Annotated in this window: 10 protein-coding genes and 1 pseudogene; 2 read left to right on the top strand and 9 right to left on the bottom strand. The window is 73.7% G+C overall.

Features of this window, described 5'->3' with window-relative positions; all coding sequences use genetic code 11:
- Window positions 1-24 precede the first annotated feature (24 nt).
- Window positions 25-549, bottom strand: coding sequence for a globin (locus FYW95_RS19045; RefSeq protein WP_159944579.1), 525 nt, complete (start codon window positions 547-549; stop codon window positions 25-27).
- A 237-nt stretch (window positions 550-786) separates the two neighbouring features.
- Here FYW95_RS19045 and FYW95_RS28965 point away from each other — a divergent pair, with 237 nt between their 5' ends.
- Complete coding sequence (locus FYW95_RS28965; RefSeq protein WP_159944580.1) at window positions 787-1,188, top strand: maltokinase N-terminal cap-like domain-containing protein; 402 nt, start codon at window positions 787-789, stop codon at window positions 1,186-1,188.
- Window positions 1,106-2,418 (top strand): annotated as a pseudogene (locus tag FYW95_RS19035) (MFS transporter). Before FYW95_RS28965 ends, FYW95_RS19035 begins: the two are co-directional and overlap by 83 nt.
- 804 nt (window positions 2,419-3,222) lie before the next feature.
- On the opposite strand, the gene ettA reads toward FYW95_RS19035, so the two are convergent.
- The 8 genes from ettA to cobC form a co-directional block, all read right to left on the bottom strand.
- Window positions 3,223-4,887, bottom strand: a complete 1,665-nt coding sequence (ettA, locus tag FYW95_RS19030; RefSeq protein WP_159944581.1) for an energy-dependent translational throttle protein EttA — start codon at window positions 4,885-4,887, stop codon at window positions 3,223-3,225.
- 130 nt (window positions 4,888-5,017) lie between these two features.
- The gene (locus FYW95_RS19025; RefSeq protein WP_159944582.1) at window positions 5,018-6,169 is read right to left on the bottom strand and encodes a DUF4192 domain-containing protein; all 1,152 of its coding nucleotides are present in this window, start codon (window positions 6,167-6,169) and stop codon (window positions 5,018-5,020) included.
- 84 nt (window positions 6,170-6,253) lie between these two features.
- A complete protein-coding gene (locus FYW95_RS19020; RefSeq protein WP_159944583.1) occupies window positions 6,254-7,633 on the bottom strand; it encodes a GGDEF domain-containing protein in 1,380 nt (459 codons plus the stop codon).
- Window positions 7,634-8,190: 557 nt separating this feature from the next.
- Complete coding sequence (locus FYW95_RS19015) at window positions 8,191-10,776, bottom strand: GTPase (RefSeq protein ID WP_159944584.1); 2,586 nt, start codon at window positions 10,774-10,776, stop codon at window positions 8,191-8,193.
- A complete protein-coding gene (locus FYW95_RS19010) occupies window positions 10,773-12,659 on the bottom strand; it encodes a dynamin family protein (RefSeq protein ID WP_159944585.1) in 1,887 nt (628 codons plus the stop codon). Before FYW95_RS19010 ends, FYW95_RS19015 begins: the two co-directional genes overlap by 4 nt.
- A 72-nt stretch (window positions 12,660-12,731) precedes the next feature.
- A complete protein-coding gene (cobA, locus tag FYW95_RS19005) occupies window positions 12,732-14,012 on the bottom strand; it encodes a uroporphyrinogen-III C-methyltransferase (protein ID WP_159944586.1) in 1,281 nt (426 codons plus the stop codon).
- A gap of 247 nt (window positions 14,013-14,259) precedes the next feature.
- Entirely contained in the window at window positions 14,260-16,602 is a 2,343-nt protein-coding gene (gene cobT / locus FYW95_RS19000) for a nicotinate-nucleotide--dimethylbenzimidazole phosphoribosyltransferase (RefSeq protein ID WP_159944587.1), read from the bottom strand.
- A 268-nt stretch (window positions 16,603-16,870) separates the two neighbouring features.
- Entirely contained in the window at window positions 16,871-17,896 is a 1,026-nt protein-coding gene (gene cobC / locus FYW95_RS18995) for an Rv2231c family histidinol phosphate aminotransferase CobC (protein WP_159944588.1), read from the bottom strand.
- Between the last annotated feature and the right edge of the window lie 248 nt (window positions 17,897-18,144).

Below are 18,144 nucleotides of genomic sequence, written 5' to 3'. Positions count from 1 at the left end.
TCTCCGCACCGTGCCTCTGCGGTCCTACCCGAGGGAGATGGTGACGGCCTCGCCGTCGTCGTCATCGCCGTCCTGGGAGGAGGCGACCGAGACCCGCGTGGGGTTGGCCACCTCCGGGGGCGCGGTCTCCTCGGGCACGTTCACCATGCTGTGCGCGGCCATGACCATGTACTCCCACAGCGGGCGCTCCAGCGCCTCGGGCAGGTCGAGGGAGTCCACGGCGTCGCGCATGTGCCTGAGCCACAGGTCCCGCTCGGTGGCACCGATGCGGAAGGGCACGTGCCGCATCCGCAGCCGGGGGTGCCCCCGCTGTTCGTTGTAGGTGCGCGGCCCGCCCCAGTACTGGATGAGGAACAGGCGCAGGCGCTCCTCGGCGGGGCCGAGGTCCTCCTCCGGGTACATCGGCCGCAGACCGGGGTCCCGGGCCACGCCCTCGTAGAAGCGGCGGACCAGGCGGGTGAAGGTCTCCTCACCGCCGACGGCCTCGTAGAACGTCATGCGCACGGGCTCGTCGCCCGCGCTCTGCTGGGAATCGCGCGCGGAAGTCATCGCCCCCAGGGTATGCGAACCGCCCGATCCCACAAGCGGTGCGGACGGGTGCGGGAACCCGTCCGCACGCGTCCGGGTCAGGTCCGCCCGGCCAGGACCCGCTCCTCCACGAAGTGGACCGCCTGGCCGAAGGATCCGTTCCTGAACGCCTGACGCGCCCCCTCACTCGCCCCTCGACGAGGATCTCCACGCCCGGGGCCGTGTGCTGCTGGGCGAAGGCGAGACAGCGCAGACCGGGTGGGGGCGCCGGGGGCTCGACCGTCTCGGTGCGGTCACCGGTGTTGGCGGCGACGGGCACCCCCTGAGCACTACCTCGTACCCGTCGGCCTGAGCACGACCGTGCCCCGGTCGGTGGAGCCAGCCGTGATCGCGGGGCTCGGCGGGGCGGTCGTCTACGACGCCCCGCACGACCCCCTCCCGGTCGGGATGCTCCTGCGCCTCGTGGACGGGGACGCCGTCGCCGGGTACCTGGTGTTCGGATTTGGCACCGACCGTAGAGGGGCCGGCACGTACGCCCCGGGAGGCCAGCCGCCAACGGTGGGTCCTCCTGGTCGTGATGACGGGAACCTTCGTCTCGATCACGGACTCCTTCATCGTCAACGTCGCCGTGCCCTCGATCCGGTCGGACCTCAACGCTAGTTTCGCGCAGGTTGAACTGGCGGTGGCCGGATACGTACTCGCCTACGGCCTCCTCCTCGTCACCGGGGGCAGGCTGGGGGACATCTTCGGTTACAAACGGCTGTTCCTGAGCGGAGTCGTCGTCTTCACCGTGGCATCGCTCGTCTGCGGCCTGGCCCCGGCCCCTCCACTCTCATCATGGCCCGTGTTCTACAGGCTGCGGGAGCCGCCATGTTCTATCCGCAGGTCCTGTCGATCATGCAGACCTCTTTCACGGGCGAGGCCAAGGCCAAGGCGTTCGCGATCTTCGGCGCGACGATCGGCGTCGCCTCCATCGCGGGCCAGCTCGTGGGCGGAGTGCTGATCAGCGCCGACCTCTTCGGTCTGTCCTGGCGGCCGATCTTCCTGATCAACCTGCCCATCGGCCTCCTGACCCTGATCGGCGCGCTCGTCTTCCTGCCCTCCACCCGCGGCACCGAGCGGCCCAAACTCGACCTGCGCGGTGTCGTGCTGCTCAGCTCCGCGCTGCTGCTGCTCACGGTTCCCCTGGTCGAAGGCCACACCAGCGGCTGGCCTCTGTGGCTGTGGGGTGTGCTCGCGGCTTCGGTGCCGGTGTTCGCTCTGTTCGTCCTCTGGGAGCGGCGTGTGAACCGGTCCGGGGGCGACCCGCTGGTTCCGCCCGGCCTGCTGCGGCTGCCCACGTTCGCCAGCGGCAACCTCCTGGCCCTGGCCTTCTTCGCGGGCAACGCCGGGCTGTTCTTCGTTCTCACGCTCTACCTCCAGAACGGCCTCGGTTACTCGCCCCTGATCGCCGGGCTGACGTTCACTCCCCTCGCGCTGGCCTTCGTCATCGCATCCCTCACGGCACCGCGTATGCAGAAGCGCGTCGGGCTGAGGGTGCTCACCCTCGGCTACACCGTCAACGCCCTGGGCACGGCCGCGCTCCTGGGGAGCGTGCTCGTGTTCGGCACCGACGTGAACGCCTGGATCCTCGTGCCCTCCCTGGCGGTCATCGGGTTCGGCGAAGGGCTGGGGGTGAGCCCTCTCTTCGGCGCCGTCCTGAAGGACGTCCCCGAGCGCGAGGCGGGAGCGGCCTCCGGCGTCGTGGAGACCACCACCCAGATCGGCATGTCCCGGGGAGTGACGCTGGTGGGGCTGGTCTTCCTCACCGTCCTGGGTACGGCGGAGGACCTGGCAATCCACACCTCCGCCTTCACCCTCGCCTTGGTGGTGAACCTCGTCCTGCCCTGACGGCCGTGATGCTCATGCCGCTCGTACTGCGAGCGCGGACCACCTCGGCCTGAGATCCGGGACCGTCGACGGTACGTTGCCCCGGCTGTCGCAAAGACCGTCAGGGTATTCTCAACCCCCAAGCGACTACCAGAAGTGACGAACGAGAACCGAGAGTCAGAATCGTGTCCGCTCCCCCGCGCGGGGAAACGTGTTGCTCTGGTCGCGCGAGTCTCCCGGAGCGCTGACAGATGGTCGACGCGGCCCCACCACAAGAATGCGGGGATATGGGATCCAACGCATCGAACACCTCCCGGACCGGCAGGAGGTGCGCGACCCGGGCGCACCCTCCGTCCCCGATCCCGCACCGTTGCCGACCGGACACCGGCGGGGGCCGTGCGGAGGCCGAACGCGACGCCACCGAGCACCGGTCGAAGTACGTGGTCGCCCGCTGCGAGCTCCCAGCGGGTCACAGCGGGGAACACCTGTCGTGGATCGACGGCGCCTCACCGTACCGGGGGGTGGAGACCTATCTCCTCTGGTCCGCCGCACACCCGTACCGGTGGCGGATCCAGCACATGCGGAGCTGTGAACGCACCGAGAGCGGCGAGGAGCAGTACCACCTCGGCCCCTGCCGTTTCCGAGGAGGCGCCGGACCCTTCCGGAGGCGGGTGATCGCGACGGGCGCTGGGAGCCACGCCCGTGGCACGGGCCCCTGGCGTCGGCCGCGCTCGCGCGTTCGGCCACCGGAGAGCCCACGCACCGGCGGGCCGTGCGTGCGCACGGTCCTCTCACCGGACCGCGCGCACGCACGGTGCTGAGCGCTCAGTCGCGGGTGAGCTTGCGGTGGGTCACGGCGTGCGGACGCGCGGCGTCCGGGCCCAGGCGCTCGATCTTGTTCTTCTCGTAGGACTCGAAGTTGCCCTCGAACCAGAACCAGGAGGCGTCTCCCTCCCAGGCCAGGATGTGCGTGGCGACGCGGTCCAGGAACCACCGGTCGTGGGAGGTGATCACGGCGCAGCCGGGGAAGTCCAGCAGCGCGTTCTCCAGCGAGCCGAGGGTCTCCACGTCCAGGTCGTTGGTGGGCTCGTCCAGGAGCAGCAGGTTGCCGCCCTGCTTGAGGGTGAGCGCGAGGTTGACGCGGTTGCGCTCGCCACCGGAGAGTACACCGGCGGGCTTCTGCTGGTCCGAGCCCTTGAAGCCGAAGGCGGCGACGTAGGCGCGGCTGGGGATCTCGACCTTGCCGACCTCGATGAAGGTCTCGCCGTCGGAGATGGTCTCCCAGACGTTCTTGCTGTCGTCGATACGACCCCGGTACTGGTCGACGTAGGAGATGTCGACCGTGTCGCCGACGTTGATGCTGCCCTCGTCAGGGGTCTCCTCACCGACGATCATCTTGAACAGCGTGGTCTTGCCGACACCGTTGGGGCCGATGACGCCGACGATGCCGTTGGGCGGCAGCGAGAAGCTGAGGTTCTCGATGAGCACGCGGTCGTCGAAGCCCTTGGTGAGGTTCTTGACCTCGACCACGGTGTTGCCCAGGCGCGGACCCGGGGGGATCTGGATCTCCTCGAAGTCCAGCTTGCGGGTCTTGTCGGCCTCGGCGGCCATCTCCTCGTAGCGCTGCAGACGGGCCTTGCTCTTGGTCTGACGGGCCTTGGCGTTGGAGCGCACCCACTCCAGCTCGTCCTTGAGGCGCTTGGCCTTCTTGGCGTCCTTCTGGCCCTCGACCTTCAGACGGGCCTGCTTGGTCTCCAGGTACGTGCTGTAGTTGCCCTCGTAGGGGTAGAACTGGCCGCGGTCCAGCTCCAGGATCCACGTGGCGACGTGGTCGAGGAAGTACCTGTCGTGGGTGATCGCGACGATGGTGCCGGGGTACTTGGCCAGGTGCTGCTCCAGCCAGTTCACGCTCTCGGCGTCCAGGTGGTTGGTGGGCTCGTCGAGCAGCAGCAGGTCGGGCTGTTCGAGCAGCAGCCGGCACAGGGCGACGCGGCGCTTCTCACCGCCGGACAGCTGGGTGACGGAGGCGTCGCCGGGCGGGCAGCGCAGCGCGTCCATGGCCTGGGCCAGCTGGCTGTCCAGGTCCCAGGCGTTGCGGTGGTCGAGCTGCTCCTGGAGCTTGCCCATCTCCTCGAGCAGGTCGTCGGAGTAGTCCGTCGCCATCTGCTCGGCGATCTCGTTGAAGCGGGTGAGCATCGCCTTGGTCTCGGCGACGCCGTCCTCGACGTTCTCCAGGACGTTCTTGTCCGGGTCGAGTTGGGGTTCCTGCGCGAGCAGGCCGACGGTGAAACCGGGCATGAGCCTCGCCTCGCCGTTGGACGGCTGCTCGATGCCGGCCATGATCTTCAGCAGCGTCGACTTACCCGCACCGTTGGGGCCCACGACGCCGATCTTGGCTCCGGGCAGGAACGACCCCGAAACGTTGTCCAGGACGACTTTGTCGCCGTGCGCCTTGCGCACGTTGTTCATGGTGTAGATGTACTCCGGCATGTCTCCAAGCCTAGGGCGTCGGGGCCAATGCCCCCGCCATCGCGAGGGCCTCCGCGCACCGGCGGGCGGGTGTCTCCGCGGCTCCGCCCCTGTCCGGGGACAGGGGCCCAGCGGTCCGGTCTCGCGCGCCTCACTCCTCGGGGCGGGCGCTCATGGTGTCCAGCCAGCGGGGCGTGAACTCACGCCAGCGCTCCACCGGCAGGCCCCAGGTCAGCGCCCGGCTCATCAGCAGGGCCATGGAGTAGCCCGGATCGGCGGTGAGGGCGGTGTCCAGCGCCGCGGCGGCCAGACGCTCGTCGCCGCGCTGCCAGGCCGCGACCGCCAGCAGGGAGGCGGGGGCGGCCCGCTGGTGCGGGGGCAGGTGGCGGGTCAGGCGGCCCCAGAGCTCCTGGTGCAGGGGGGCCGACCGGGCGGTGATGCGCGCCCACATCTCGTCGCGCACGCGGATCTGGGTCAGGTACACGCCCAGCCAGGCCATCTCCTCGGGATCGGCGCCGCCCCGCCCCTCCCGCTCGGCCCGCAGCGCGGCCAGGGCGGCGGTCAGCCCTCGGTCGGTGAGGGCGCCCCGCATGCCCTGTTCCAGCAGTCGCCGGGCGTACGCCTCGACCCGGCGGGCCGCGTCGTCCATGGCCACCCGGTCCGGGCCGTCCACGGGTTCGAGGACGGCCCGGACCCGTTCGGCCTCGGACGCGGTGGCGTGCAGGGGCTCCACCGGGACGATCCCGCGCAGGACCGCGCTGGCCGGGACGGGAGAGCTGTCGACGTTGACGGCCGTTCCCTCGGGCGGGCAGCAGTCGGGCCTGCGGCAGGTGTAGGACCAGTACCGGCCGCCGGTGACGCGCAGGGCGTCGATGACCGTCAGGGAGCGCTCGCGGGCGGCGGCCAGGATCCGGTCGACGTAGGGGGTGACCCGCGGGGGCGGCCCGTAGGCCACGACCATCACCGAGGTGCACTGCTCGGCCGCGGCGGCCTCGACGGGGGCGACGGCGCGGTCCAGCGGCCGGTCGGCCTCCTCCAGACGGTCCAGGTGGCCGCAGAATGCGGAGCGCACGCCCCTGCCCCGCACGGCGAGGACCACGAGTCCGGGGTCGGGGGGCTCACCCACCAGGTAGGGCAGGGTGGCGATGACGTCGGTCGGGTTGGTGAGGGTGAGGGCGGCCGCTGCGGGGCGGTCCGGCTCCCGCTGTGCGGGGACGGACCCTCCCGGCGGGGGCGGGCCGGCCGGGGGACGGTCGTGGGGGTCGGAGGAGTGCGGGGGGCGGTGCGGCTGTTCGGAGTGCATACCCTCACAGTCGGTGACGCGGGGGTCGCGGACAAGAGCCCGTCCGGGGCTGTGGACAACCCGGTCAGATCACGGAACCGACGGTCAGGGAAGCTCCGTGTGGTCGGTGGGGTCGATGTGCCCGCTGTGGCCGGGGATCTCACCGCCCCTGGGGCCGGGGATCTTGCCGCCCACCCCCGGGCGGCCGGCGGGCAGGCACACGCGGTTGCGACCGGTCTCCTTGGCCCGGTAGAGCGCGAGGTCGGCCGCGGTGAGCAGTTCCACCAGGTCGTTGCCGTGGTCACCGATGACGGCCACGCCGACGGAGATGGTGATGGACACCGGCACGTCGTCGACCGCGATCTCCATGCAGCCGACCTGGGAGCGCAGGCGCTCGGCGGCCCGCCAGGCCTCGGCGGTGTCCGAACCGGGAAGCAGCACCACGAACTCCTCGCCGCCGAACCGGCCGAGCAGGTCGGACTGGCGCAGCTGCTGGGAGATGGTGGTGGCCACGCCGAGCAGCACCTGGTCGCCGAACAGGTGCCCGTGGTTGTCGTTGACCCGCTTGAAGTGGTCGATGTCGATGATCAGCACCGCCGCCCGGCCCCGCGAGGAGCGGGCCCTGGCGATCTCCACCGACGCCTCCTGCTCCCAGGTCGGGGCGTTGAGCAGGCCCGTCTTGGGGTCGGTCCGGGCGGCCGTCTGCAGTTGGTTGTACAGCAGACTGCGCTGCAGCAGCAGCACGGGGGGAACCGCGATGACCAGCAGGAGGAGGGAGAGGTGGGCCAGGATCGCGACGGTGACGCCGACGCATAACTCGACGGCGTCCACGGTGAGGGCCTCACGGTCCCACATGGGCCGGAGGCGCTGGCCGGGGCCGCCGCTCATCCGCGCGGCCAGCACGACGATGAACGTGTTGAGGACCGTGTACCCGGTGCAGCACAGCAGCGCCATGAGCACCCCGGTGACGCTGCCCAGCGTCTCGTGTGCGTCCGAGGCCCCGCTCAGCCCGGCCATCAGGCCGCCGCCCTGGACGCCGTGCCAGGTCAGCGAGGCCAGGAAGCCGGACAGGGCGACGGCGGTCGCGTTGAACACCCTGCGGTGCACCAGCGCACGGCGGGAGCGCAGCTGCATCATCACGAAGACGGGGATCGGCAGGAGCAGGGCGTACAGGGGAGGGAGGAGGAGTATGGCGGGAAACCACCACGCGCCCAGCAGGTCGCGCGAGACGCCCGCGGGCAGGCCCAGCCTCCGGATGGCCTCCACCCCGAAGGCCGCGCAGACCACCAGGGCCGCGAACGTGACCGCATCCGGCCACGTGGGGGTGTACAGAGCGACGGCCACCCCGCACAGGAACAGGGTGACGGACAGGAGCAGCCCCATGTAGACGATCAGGCCGCGCGGTTGGTGCAGGAACGGCCAACGCGCCTGACTTCCGTGAGGTGGCGGCCCCGCGGTCCTCATCGGCCTCTCCGAGATACTCACTGCTGCACCCTCCCTCCCTGGTCACTCTCAGCCATCAGACTCTGACAACCGTCTCTGATGGGCCCCGCCCCGCGACGGTTCTCCCTTCGACGAGCCGGATTCGCCCCGCGTTCCCTTACGGTGCCACTCGGTCACGACCGTTGGGTAGCCGTGACCCCGAAAACTTGTTCGGCGTGTAGCACCGTCGTTACCGGAGCCAGTTTACATTACGTTGGGTAATATATTAATTGCTTATTGTATGGAACGCGTGGGCACGCAGGGACGCGCCCACGTCTGTGCCGGGGGCGCGAACTTGAGAGGGTTGGCGCCACAGGCGTTTTGGGGCATCCTTCCGTAGGGACCCGTGGCGGTAGCTGATCCATGGCACAGGGTGTCGACCGCCTGGCGCCCTGACCCGTCCCGGCCCTGACAGCACTCGACCCAAGGAGCACGGCATGGCCAAGCAAGTCACCTGGATCTGACCTATCGGTGCCCGGGGCGGGCGGCGACGCGCCGCCCGCCCCGGGCTGTCCGGCGGCGGGACGGCGATCCGACGCCGCCCGCCGGGAACGGCTCGCTCAGCCGCGTGTTCTGGCCACCTCGTAGGCCGCCCGGAACGCCCGGTACCTGGCCAGCTCGGCCTCCATCGGCTCCACCACCCGCAGTCCGGTGATCTCCCGGACCCGGGCCTGGGCCGTTCTCTCCACGTCCTCGCGCCGTTGGACCGCGGCCACCTCCACGAGGTTCCCGCAACCCACTCCGGTCAGCCAGCCCACCAGCAGGGCCGCGGCCACCACGACCCCGGAGTAGAGGGCGAACACCGGGTCGTCGAAGGCGCGCAGGCCGGTGATGCCGCCGCCGAGCCAGCTCACCAGGGCCACGACCGCCCAGGCCAGGCCCAGGCCGGCGGCGGCGAGCAGCGCGTACTGGGCCGTGCGGGCCATCCTCCACCACGACGGGCTCAGGTCGGGGTCCCCGACCGCGCCGGAGACCGCCTGTCCCAGCTCGGCCGGGAGCTCGGGCACCGCGCTGCGCGCGGCGGCGCGCATCCGGCGGCGCCACAGCCCGGGCATCCCCTCCGAGACGGCGTCGGCCGCCTCGCCCAGCGCGGTCTCCAGCTCGGCCTCGTGCGCGTCCACCGGACCGGCCACGCCGTTCTCGCTGTCACGGCGCAGGAAGTCCAGCTGGACCGCGGCGAGAGGGTCCTTGCGCAGGCGCACCGCCCGGCGGGCGACCGGCCAGCCGACCTGCCGCTTGCCGCGCCTGACATCGTTGGTCTCGGTGACGTCGGCGACCGCCGCCACACCGGCCGCGTTGGCCAGCCCCTCCTGGATCCGGGCCCGCACCTCGGCCGGAACGGTCTCGGGAATCTCGCCCTCGCCGTGGAACTCCCCGAAGGGCTCGATCACCTGGTCCAGGTCGGCGGCCAGCCGGTCGACCAGGGCCCGGCGCTCACGGACCGTCCCGGCGAGGAACTCGCGCAGCTCGCGGATGCCCTGACCGGTGACCGTGGAGGTGGTGAGCACCCGCGGGTGCACCCCCGACTCCGACTCCAGCAGGCGGCGCAGGTCGGTGAGCAGCTCCTCCAGCTCGTCGGGTTCGACCTTGTCGACCTGGTTGAGGACGGCGACGGTGACCGCGCCGTGCCCGGCCATCTGGGCCAGGTAGCGGTGGTGCACCGCGGCGTCGGCGTACTTCTGCGGGTCCAGCACCCACACGAGCAGGTCGACCGAGCCGATGAGGCGGTCGGCCTCGGCGGTGTGCATGCTGCGGACCGAGTCGTGGTCGGGGAGGTCGAGCAGGACCAGACCGGTCAGCTCGGAGTTGCCCGCGTCCAGGACGCTGGTGCGCGAGTGGCGGTAGCGGGTCGGGACGCCGAGCCAGCTGAGCAGGGCGTCGGCCCCCTCGTGCCCCCACACGCAGGCGTGCGCCTTGGAGGTGGTGGGGCGGGTGACGCCGGTCTGCGACAGCTGGAGTCCGCACAGGGCGTTGAACAGCGAGGACTTGCCGCTGCCGGTGCCCCCGGCGAGGGCGACGACGGTGTGGTCGCCGGACAGGCGCAGTCGCGCGCCCGCGTGGTCGAGCAGCTGCGCGGAGCGGGCGGTGAGCTCCTCGGGGAGGTCGTCGCGGCCCAGCTCGGTGAGGGTGGCCAGCGCGTCCAGGCGCTCGATCAGCTCGGCGCGGGTGGTGGTGCGGCCGGGTCGCCAGGTGTCGTGCGTGATGGGCCGGTACTCCTCGTCCTCCCCCGTGTCGTCGGCGGCCGCGTCCGGGCCCACGGCCCGGAAGGCGCCGGAGACCGCGGAGGGACCGGGGACCCGGCGGGGCAGCGGCTCGGGCTCCTCGGGACCGCTCCCGTCGGCCGGAGCGGCCGTCTCCGGAGAAGGCGCCGGTGCGGTCGCCGGGGCGGGAGCCCCGGTGTGCTCCGAGGCGGCGGGCCACTCCCCCGGCCCGCCGTCGGGGACGGGGCGGGCCGCGGCCCGCCCGTCCTCCCCCGACTCCGGGCCGGGGACCCACGTGGGCGCGCCGGGGCGGGCGCGTGCGGCGGAACCGTCGGAGGCGGCGGCCTCCCGCCCGGCGGACCCGTCCTCCTGGGGGGCCTGTTCCCGGGGGTCCTGCCGCTGTCCCACGATCGGGAAGGCACCGGTGGTGCGCCCGGCGATACGGGTGTCGTCGGCGGCCTCGGCGAGGCTTCCGACCCAGCCGGCGAGCCCGTCGGGGTCCTCCCGGTCGGCGTTCCCGGCCGGGTTCGCGTGCCCGGGCCGGGCCTGCCCCGCCGGTTCGGCGGTGTGCCGTGCGTGCCGCCCGGACCGCCGCTGCGCGGCCGGGGAGCCCTCCGGGTCACCCGGAGCGGCGCCCTCGCCGTCCGGCGTGTCCTCGTGGTGTCGAGGGGACTGACGGGGCGCGGAGGCACCGGAAGGGTCCGGGTAGCCCGCGATGCCGTCGTAGGCGGGTTCCTCGGCGGCCTCTCCGGGCAGGGCGTGCTCGGGGTGCTCGGGGACGGGCATGGTGTACCCGCGCCAGGGCCCCGCCTCGGACCGCGCCTCGCGCCGGGGGTGCTCGTCACCGTGGGCGCCGGGCTCGGGCCGCCCGTCGCCGTGGTCTTCGCCCCCGGCGCGCGCGCCGGTCTCGCGATCCGCCCGCGCGGGGTTCCACTGAGTCGTCATCGTGCTATCTCAAGGTTGTATGTGGCCTGGTAGAGCTGGACTGCGCTGTCCTCCGACGGAATCCCGGCCGAGGCCAGGGCGCTGTCGAAGGGAACGCGCTCGCGGTTGAGCAGCCCGAGGACACGCTCGCGCAGGTTGTCCCGTGCCGACGCGCCCATGCTACGCAGTGACTGGGCGCCGAACAGCCCCTTGAGCAGGCGCTGCGGGGACGGGCCGGAGGCTTCGGCCGCGTGGGCGCCGCCTCCGGAGCGGGACCGCTCGTAGCCGAGCAGGTCGATGATGAGGACGAGGGCGACGATGTCGTGGTCGAAGGTGACGAACCGGGCCACGGAGCGCTTGGTGGCACCGCTGGCGGTGGTCATCTCGGCGATCTCGCGCTGCCACTCGGCGATCTCCTGGCGGATCTGCTGCGCCAGCAGGCCCGTACCCGGCTGGTTGAGGGCCTTGGCGGCCAGGTCGCCTCCGCCGGGGATCTCCCGCCACCGCTGCTCGATCTCGTCGGTGGCGCGCTCGCAGCTGGAGACCACCAGTGCCTCCAGGGAGTCGCGGACGGCGCGCTCCAGGGCGCTCACCCGCTGGCCGCGCTCGGCGCGTTCGGCCCGGCCGCCGCGGCGCGCGCGCTTGCCGCGCAGGCGCAGGCTCCGGGCGAGTTCGCCCCCGGCGGTCACCTCCTGCCAGCGGGCCAGCAGGGATCCGCGCAGCAGGGAGCCGTCGCCCAGGCTGGTCTCGATCCGGTGGCGGGCGGTGGCGTAGGCGTCGTCCACCGCGGTGGTGAGCACGCGGCCGGTCTCGATCTGCGCCTCCACCTGGCGGGCGAGTTCGGGCACCCTCGACCGGAAGCTGTCGATGACCCCGATGAAGGTGCGCCGGGAGACGCGGTCGCGCTGTTCGGCCTCGCCCGCGACCTCGGCCAGGTAGTCACGGATGTGGTCGGCGACGTTGGAGGTGAAGCGCTCGCCCCGGATCTGGTCGGTCTCGGGGATGGCGAACCGGGCGGCCGCTCCGAGCCCGTTGGCCTCCAGCATCGCGCCGAAGTGGTCCAGCAGCTGGCGTCGGCCGCGGCGCGGCACCCGGGAGAGCACCACGGCGAGGGAGGTGTCGCGGTCCCGGGCCACCTGCAGGAACTCCCACACGCGGGCGTCGGCGTAACGCGTGCTGGTGGTGACGAACATCCACAGGTCGGCGGCGTCGAGGAACTTGGCCGCGAACTCGTGGTGCGCGGCGACCGCGGAGTCGACGTCGGGGGTGTCGAGGAGGGCCACGCCCTGGGGCATGGCCTCGGTGGCGGCGAGCACGAGCATGCCGTCCTTGCCCGGCATGGCCAGGCCCTGCTGGCGCACGCGCGGCAGGGACGGGATGAAGGAGGCCTCGCTGAACCAGTCGACGTCGGCGGGGTTGCAGGCCAGGACGGGGCTGTTGGTGGTGGGGCGGCGCACGCCGGTGGTGGTGACCTGCTGGCCGACCAGGCTGTTGACCAGGGTGGACTTGCCCGCACCGGTGGAGCCCGCGACCGCGATCAGCAGCGGGATGTCGGGGCGGCGCACCCGGGGCAGGACGTAGTCGGACAGCTGGGCCAGGACGTCTGCCTGAAGGGTCCGGCCCTCCTCCGCGTGGGGCAGCCCCTCGGCGAACTCCAGGTCCCGGATGTGTTTGCGCAGGTCCTCCAGGACCTGCTCGAAGCGGTTGTCGTCGGGTACGGGGGCACGGTGCTTGGCCGGTCCGGCGGGAACCGGCACGGTGGGCCCCCGGCGGGAACCGGCGTCCTCCTGGAACGCGGGCCCCGAACCCCGGGCGGGCTGGTCGGAGGTGGCGGCCGGTCCGGTTCCGAACCGGTCCGGGGCACCGGGTCCCGTGGTCCCCGGTGCTGCCGACGGCCGGGTCATGGTCGGTATGCCCTCCTCATCGGTGCTGACGGTCCCCCGCCGTGTACGCGGCGTACGCCCCGGACGGGTGTCTCACTGCATATCGCGCCCGGTCGCCAGTCGACGGGTCTCGAACTGGGTTCCCGTGTGCAGTATGTCAAGTTCCCGCGCTGTTTTGACCACTTCTCCGATGATCACCACCGCAGGGGGGCGCACTCCGGCCGCTCGGGCCGAAGCGGCGATGGTGGCCAGAGTACCCGTGATGGTCCGCTGCCCCGGCAGCGTCGCCTCCTGGACCACGGCGACGGGCGTGTCGGCCGGACGGCCGTGGGCGAGGAGGGCCTCGGCCACGGCCTCCAGGCGCTCGACCCCCATGAGGGCCACGACGGTGCCGTCGGAGCGGGCGATCCCGGCCCAGTCGACGGTGGAGCGCGGGTCGTCCGGCGCCACGTGCGCGGAGACGATGTGCACGTCCTGGGCCACGCCCCGGTGGGTGGCGGGGATGCCCGCGCTGGCGGGCGCGGCCAGGGCGCTGGTCACCCCGGGCACCACGGTGACGGGGATCCCGGCGGCCGCGCACGCGGCGGCCTCCTCCCCGCCCCGGCCGAACAGGAAGGAGTCGCCGCCCTTGAGACGCACCACGAACCTGCCCCGTCGCGCGCGGTCGACCAGGACGGCGTTGATCTCCTCCTGGCTCATGGAGCGGCCGTAGGGGATCTTGGCCGCGTCGACGATCTCGACGTCGGCGGGCAGGCGGTCCAGCAGGGAGGTGGGGGCGAGGCGGTCGACCACCACCACGTCGGCCTGCGAGAGGAGCTGTTGTCCCCGAACCGTGATCAGACCGGGATCACCGGGCCCGCCCCCCACCAGCGCGACGCCGCGCAGGCGCTCGCGGCCGCGGCGCGCGTCCAGGGTTCCGTCGGCGAGGCCGTCCACGACCGCGTCGCGCAGGCCGGCCGCACGGCGGGGGTCGCCGTCGGCCACGACGCCGACGGTGACGCCGCCCGCGGAGCCGCTGGCGGGGGTCCAGGCGGAGGAGGCGTGCCGGTCGTCGGCGCGCACGCACCACACGCGGGCGCCCTCGGCCTCCTCGGCGACGGCGGCGTTGACCCCCGGGTCGTCGGTGGCCGCGTGCACGAGCCAGTAGGCGGGGGCCTGGGGCCCGGCGACGTCGCCGGGCGCGTAGGGGCGCCGGTGCCAGGTCAGGTGCCCGGACGAGGCGAGGTCCTCCAGGGCCGCGGACACCTCGGGGGAGACGAGGGTGACCCGGGCGCCGGCGTCGAGGAGCACGGGTACCCGGCGTTGGGCGACCCTGCCCCCGCCGACGACGAGAACGTCACGGTCCTGCATGCGCAGGCCAAGGAGATAGGTCACGGATCGCGCCCCTTCGGTCGTCCGTACCGGCCCCCGGCGACAACGGCGGGGTGCTGGCGGCAAACGACACGCCAGCCGCCGGTGATGTCGGCGATTGCTCCAGATTACGTTGTCAGGCGGGTGTTGCACGGACGTAAACAGAGCCCTGTGGACAGTGTGAGTCCGCACGCACCCGGGACACGCACCGGAAACACGTGTGCGGTGGCCCCGCCCGCACCGGAACCGGCGCGGGCGGGGTCCGGATGGGTCAGTGGGCGGTGGACACGCCCGCGTCGTCGAACGTGGCGACGTCGCGCAGGGCGCGGGCCGCCCCCTGGACCAGGGGCAGGGCGAGCAGCGCGCCCGAGCCCTCCCCCAGGCGCATCTCCAGGTCGACCAGGGGGCGCAGGCCCAGGTGCTCCAGGGCCAGGCTGTGCCCGGGCTCGCTGGAGCGGTGTCCGGCGAAGCAGGCGATGACCGACTCCGGGGAGATCGCCGCGGCGGCGAGGGCGGCCGAACCCGCGATGACCCCGTCCAGCAGGACGGGGACGCGCAGGGCCGCGCCGCCGAGCACGAACCCGGCCAGGGCGGCGTGCTCCAGGCCGCCCAGCGCCGCGAGGGTGCCGATGGGGTCGGCCGGGTCGACGGGGTTGGCGGCGAGGGCGCGGCGCACCACGTCGACCTTGTGCTCGAACATGGCGTCGTCCACCCCGGTGCCGCGGCCGGTGGCCCGCGCGGGGTCGGCTCCGGTGAAGGCGCACACCAGCGCGGCCGCCGGGGTGGTGTTGGCGATGCCCATGTCCCCGGTGACCAGGCACCGGTTGCCCGCCGAGACCAGCTCGCGGGCGACCTCGATCCCGCCCTCCAGGGCCCGCAGGGCCTGCTCCCGGGTGAGCGCGGGGCCCTGGGTGAAGTCGGCGGTGCCGCGCGCGACCTTGCGGTTGAGCAGGCCCGCGGCGGGGGGCAGGTCCCCGACCACGCCCACGTCCACCACGGTCACCTCGGCGCCGACCTGGGCGGCGAAGGCGTTGACGACCGCGCCGCCGCCCAGGAAGTTGTGCACCATCTGGGCGGTGACCTCCTGGGGCCAGGCGGTCACCCCCTGGGCGTGGACCCCGTGGTCCCCGGCGAAGACGGCGACGGCCGCGGGCTGGGGCAGGGGCGGAGGGCACTCTCCCGCGAGTCCGGCGAGCTGGACCGCGACCTCCTCCAGGACGCCGAGGGAGCCCGGCGGCTTGGTCATCCGGTTCTGCCGGTCCCTGGCCTCCTCCATCGCGCGGGCGTCCAGCGCTCCGATGGCGGTGATGGTCTCCTCCAGAAGACTCGTGGGCTCCTGGCCGGGCAGCCCGCGGCGGCCGTAGCGGTCGTGGTGCACGGCCCAGGACAGGGGTCGCCCGGGGGCACGGGGGCCGGACTCCGGTGCGGTGGGGAACTCCTCGACGTAGCCCACGCACAGGTAGGCGACCACGTCCAGGTACGGGGGGAGGTCGAGGGCGCGGGCGAGTTCGCGCTCGTCGACGTGCGTGACCCAGCCGACCCCGAGCCCCTCGGCGCGTGCGGCGATCCAGAGGTTGTCCACGGCGAGCGCCGCGGCGGCGGAGGCGGTCGCGGGCCTGGCGTGGCGGCCGGGCGCGTGCGGCACGCCGCGGGCGGGGTCGACGGTGACGGCGATGTTGAGCGGCGCGTCGAGGACGGCGCGCGCTCCAGGGCCGGGCAGGACGCGGGCCCGCGTGCCGGGCGCGTGCTCCTCCCCCGCCGCGGCGAGGTCGCTGACGCGGGTGCGCAGACCCGGGTCGTCGACGACGAGGAAGTCCCAGGGCTGGGAGTGGCCGACGCTGGGCGCCTGGTGGGCGGCCTCCAGGACCCGGGTGAGGACGTCGTGGGGCACCGGGTCGGGGCGGAAGCCCGTCGGGACGTCGCGGCTCTCGCGGATGGCCCGGTAGACCGCGGCGCGCTCGGCTTCGCCGTAGGCGTGGTCCGGCCGTTCCCCGGACCGGGTCACGGGCGCCGGGGCCGTTTCGGGGGCGGGACGGGCCGCCTCGGGGGCGGGGCGGACCGGCGGGCCGGTGGGCTGCGGCTCGGGCGGAGGCGCGGCTGGTTCGTGTGCGTGCATGTTCTGCTCTGGTTCGGTGGTCGCGGGGCGCTGCTCCGCGTGTGCGGGGTCCGTGGCGGGCGCGGCGGGTTCGGTCCGCCCGCCGGCCTTCGAGGGGTGCCCGGCGGGGCCCGGCGGGGCGGGCGGCTCGGGCTCCGCCTCGGCGGGGCGTTCGCCGCCGCGGAAGGGGATGACGTTGGGACGCGTGCCGGACGGGGGCGGAGGGGGCGCGCCCGGATCCGGCTCCTCGGGGGCGGCCGGCCGGGCCGGGACCGGGTCCAGGGGGAGGGCTCCGTAGGCGGAGGCGGGGTCGGGCGCGGGTTCGGGGGGAGGCGCGGCCCGCTGGCGGAAGGGGTTGGCCGGAGCGCTCTGGGCTCCGCGCCCGGTCTCGGGCAGACCGTCCAGGAGGCCGCCAAGGCGGGGGCCCGCTCCTGGCGCGGATCCGCCGCCGCGCGGACGGGACGGGTCCTGTCCGCCCTCCTCGCCGCGCCGGGCGTCCTCGCGGTCATCCTTGGTCATGATCGCTCCCCGAAAGAGGTGTGTCGACGGCCCGTTTGATCCGGCATTGACCGGTAAGCGTAGTCTGCGGCTTTTACACCGTTACAGCGGGTCCCCCCGGGCCCCGGGTCACCGGTCCCGGTGCGGCCACCGGGCCCCGGGTTCCCACCAACTGTGCCAGAGTCCGTGTGAGCACGCGCGGCTCGCGGACCGGACCCGCCTCTCCGCCCCGGCCCGGAGCGGGCGTGTTCCTCCCCCGGCCAACGGACCCGGGCACGGGGCCGGCGGCTCACACGGGGAGCAGCCCCTCCAGGGCCCGGACGAGCACGCCGTGGGCCCGGGGCTCGCGGACCGCCACCCGCAGCCACTGCGGGCCCAGGCCGGGAAAGGTGTCGCCGCGCCGCACGGCCAGGCCCCGCTCCCGCAGGCGTTCGCGCAGGCGGTCCGCCCCCGGGGCGCGGACCAGCAGGAAGGAGGCGCGGGCGCCGGGCACCACGTGCAGTCCCAGCCCGCGCAGCCCGTCGGTGAGGTGGTCGCGGTACCCGGCCAGGCGGACCGCCCAGGCCTCGGCCTCGGCGACCGCCTCGGGTGAGCAGCACGCCTCCACCGCGACCAGGGCCGGGGTGGACACCGACCACAGGGGCTGGGCCGCCGCCAGGAGACCGACCAGCTCGGGCGGCGCGAGCAGATAGCCCGCGCGCAGGCCCGCCAGGGACCAGGTCTTGGTGAGGCTGCGCACCACCACCAGCCCCGGCAGGTCGTTCCGGGCGGCCAGCGACTCGGGCTCGCCGGGAACGCAGTCGGCGAAGGCCTCGTCCACGACCAGGACGCGGCCGGGTCGGGCCAGCCGGGCCAGGGCGCCGCCGGAGTGGAGCACGGAGGTGGGGTTGGTCGGGTTGCCCACCACCACCAGGTCGGCGTCCTCGGGGACCAGTCCGGGGTCCAGGGTGAAGTCCGGCCGCAGCAGCACCCGGTCGACGTCGTGCCCGGCGGCGCGCAACGCGGCCTCGGGTTCGGTGAACTGGGGGTGCACGACCACCGCGCGGCGCGGGTTCAGCGCCCGGGCCAGCAGGACGAAGGCCTCGGCGGCCCCGGCGGTGAGCAGGACCTCCCCGACTTCGCGGCCGTGCCGCCGGGCGACGGCCCGCCCGGCCCGGGAGGGGTCGGGGTAGGCGCCCAGGCCGGCCAGGGAGTCGGCGATCCGCCGCCGCAGCCAGTCCGGCGGGGCCTCGCCCCGCACGTTGACGGCGAAGTCGAGCAGCCCGCCCCCGAGCTCGGCGTCACCGTGATGGCGCAGGTCGTGGCCCGTGTCCATGTGCTCCCCCGCATCCCCGCTCTCCGCGAAACCACCGCACACTACGACATCACCGACCTGCCGCCGCCAGGGGGTCCGTCCCCCGCGGCGAATCCGGTCGTACCACCGGTGGCGTGGACCACCTTCCTGTGCGAGGGTGTCGAAGGCCCCGGCCTCAGCCGGCCGCCGCACCCCGGCGAGCCGCCGGACCCCCGGTGACCGGTCGGCCTCCACCCGGTCGAACGGAACCCGGACCGGGGACCGGGCAC

Origin of the sequence: Nocardiopsis sp. FR4, assembly GCF_009830945.1 — a bacterium.
Classification (GTDB): domain Bacteria; phylum Actinomycetota; class Actinomycetes; order Streptosporangiales; family Streptosporangiaceae; genus Nocardiopsis.
This window is presented reverse-complemented; position numbering and strand designations above follow the sequence as displayed.